The sequence below is a fragment of the Cupriavidus sp. HMR-1 genome (assembly GCF_000319775.1).
Taxonomy (GTDB): Bacteria; Pseudomonadota; Gammaproteobacteria; order Burkholderiales; family Burkholderiaceae; genus Cupriavidus; species Cupriavidus metallidurans.
This window is the reverse complement of sequence record NZ_ANKP01000274.1, coordinates 1-2,566: the sequence shown is the minus strand read 5'-3', so window position 1 is coordinate 2,566 and position 2,566 is coordinate 1. Positions and strand designations below refer to the sequence as shown.

The following is a 2,566-nucleotide window of genomic DNA, read 5'->3' as shown; positions in this document are numbered from 1 at the left end:
GTAAGCGGTCTTTTAAGGGCGCCCCTTGCGGCCGCCGGCGGTATCCGCTAGACGGTTGAGGGCTTGAGCCTCCAGGGCAGCAGAGCCTCGTAGTCGTCGGCGGTCTGTGCGTGTGGCAACGCCTTGAACAAGGCAACGAGATACTGATACGGATCGACGTCGTTGGCCTTGCAGGTTTCCACCAGCGAGTAAAGACTTGCGCTAGCGTTGGCACCGGCCACGGTGTCGCAGAAGAGGAAGTTTCTCCGTCCGATCACGAATGGCCTAATCGCGTTCTCGCAGGGATTGTTCGAGATCGGCCAGGTTCCGTTCTCGATGTAGCGCACGAGCTTTGGCCACTGCCCATGCAGGTAGTGCAGCGCCTTGCCGAACAGGCTTTGCGGCAGCACGGTATGCAGATGTTGCAGCAGCATCGTTTCGATCTCGGCCAGCAGCGGCTGGCTTTGTTCGGCGCGAACCTGCTGCCGTTGTTCCGGCTTCATCTTGAGCGTGTGGCTTTCGATGGCAAACAGCTTGCCGATGCGCTGCAGGAATCCGGTGACCGGGTGGTCGGGGCGCTTGTCCTTGGGCAAGGCTTGCTCCGCCTCGACCAGGTAGCGGCGCGCGTGTGCCCAGCATCCGAGATGCACCAACTGATAGGTGTTTGCGACGTCGTCGTATGGTGCATAGCCGTCGGTCATCAACACCGCCCCAGGCTTGATGCCGGCATAGAGAGCCGTAGCCTGCTTTGTCTCGCGTGTCGGGCTATAGGCAAACAACCGTACCGGCGGCCCTGTGCCATTCATCTGCGCCCATAGGAAGCTCTTTCTCTGGGCAGGCCTGCCGGGCTCCTTGAGCACCTGTACCGTTGTCTCGTCACCGTACACGACGTCTGCTTCCAGCAGATGGTCACGCAGCAGGTTGATGATTGGCTGCACCGCCTGGCCTACTCGCACTATGCTTGCGGCCAGGGTGCCGCGAGAGAGGTCCCCGCCGAAGCGATGCAGCAGCGCTGCCTGGCGGTACAGCGGCAGGCCATCCTGATACTTCGAGGTGATGCACCAGGCCAGCGCCGATTCGGTAAGGAGTCCCTTGGGAATAATGCGCGCCGGTGCCGGCGTCGTCTTGATGCCGCCGTCGCAGCATGGGCAGGCGTACTTGACCCGCTGGTGCTGGATCACGCGGACCTGCTGCGGCACGATGTCGAGCTGTTCGCTGACCTCGACGCCAATCTCGACCAGAGCCTGGCCATCGAGGGGGCAGACGCGTTCCGATTCGGGTAGTTCGTGACGAACCTCGACACGGGGCAGCGCCGGGTCGAGCGGCTTGCGGCCGCGCTTCTTGCGTTTGTGTCCGGCCACTTCGGTCTCGGGCGTACCTTCTTCTTCCTGCGCCGGCTGCGCGGCCGCCGTCGCCAAGGCCTCGGCCTCATTGAGGAACAAGTCCTTCTGCTCCGAGCCTCGCGCCTCGCTCTTTGCGGCGAACAGCTTACGCTGAAACGCCTTGAGCTGTTCCAAGAGCAGGTCTCGCTGGACCGTCATCACACGCAGTTCGCCCTTGATTGCCTCGCGTTCCGCGAGTATTGCCTTGAGCTCGCGCTCGGCGTCTCGCAACAGTTGCAGCTCGGCGGCGGTAACGGTGACGGGCGTGGATGGCATGGCGGGTTAGACCGCTGCCGCCAAACAGCGTTCACGCAGCGCGATGGTATTCTCGGTGCGGGTGCCGGCGCATCGCCTCGATGTCGATTCCCTCGAGCAGCCAGTGCAACTGTTCGACCGTCAGCGTAGCCACAGCCGCCTCGCGTGGCCAGGCAAACCGGTCCGCCTCCAATCGCTTCAACAATAGCCAGAAGCCGTTGCGATCCCACCCGAGAATCTTGATGCGATCGGCCCGCTGGTTACGGAACACAAATACAGCCGATGCAAACGGATCCAGCCCGAGCGTCTGCTCGACCAGCAGTGCCAGGCCGTTGATGTTCTTACGGAAGTCCACTGCGTCGCGATGCAGATACACCCGCAGCTCAGCGTCGAGCCGAAACATCAACGGTCTCCACTCAGTGCTTCGATCATTGCCTTTACGAGCCCAACGTCTCGCTCGCTGCATTCGAGCTCAAGTGATACACCGTTGGGCAGCTTTGCGCTCAAGAGCGCCAGCGGTTGCGCTTGCCGCGGTGGCGGATCGCCAGTCGCTGATGCCGCTTCGTGACGCGGCACCGCAACCTTTGCAAGTGTCTCGATTGGCCGCGAATCCTGAACCTCCTGGACAACCGGCACGAATGCCGGCAACGCACCTCGCGCCTGCACTGAATCTCGGTAGTCCCGAATCCATTTGCGCAACTGGTTAGCGTTGATACCGGCCTTGAGCGCCGTGCCCGAGACCGATGCTCCCGATTGAAGACAGAACTCAATCAGACGCCGCTTGGCCGCTGGCTCGTAGTCGCGCTTCCCATTGGAGCGGACTCGCACCGCCTGCAGCGGAAATAGGTCAATCTCGTCTTGGATCATGTTTGCGTCCGCAAAGTCTTTGCGGACGCTAGCCTGCCAACGTTCAGCCTTCAATACCAGACGTCGTCAATTGAGCGCTTACG

3 protein-coding genes are annotated in these 2,566 nt (G+C 61.8%); all 3 read right to left on the bottom strand.

The window, feature by feature from the left end; all coding sequences use genetic code 11:
• Nucleotides 1–47: 47 nt before the first annotated feature.
• From D769_RS29445 to D769_RS29435, 3 genes are read right to left on the bottom strand one after another with little or no spacing between them, the layout of a single operon-like run.
• A complete protein-coding gene (locus D769_RS29445; RefSeq protein ID WP_008652249.1) occupies nucleotides 48–1,637 on the bottom strand; it encodes an IS66 family transposase in 1,590 nt (529 codons plus the stop codon).
• A 31-nt stretch (nucleotides 1,638–1,668) separates the two neighbouring features.
• Nucleotides 1,669–2,019: an IS66 family insertion sequence element accessory protein TnpB gene (gene tnpB / locus D769_RS29440; RefSeq protein ID WP_008652247.1), complete on the bottom strand. Its 351-nt coding sequence runs from the start codon at nucleotides 2,017–2,019 to the stop codon at nucleotides 1,669–1,671.
• Nucleotides 2,019–2,483 carry a transposase gene (locus tag D769_RS29435; protein ID WP_008652244.1) on the bottom strand — a complete coding sequence of 155 codons (465 nt, stop codon included), beginning with the start codon at nucleotides 2,481–2,483 and terminating at the stop codon, nucleotides 2,019–2,021. The genes tnpB and D769_RS29435 overlap by 1 nt, the downstream gene beginning before the upstream one ends.
• Nucleotides 2,484–2,566: the final 83 nt, after the last annotated feature.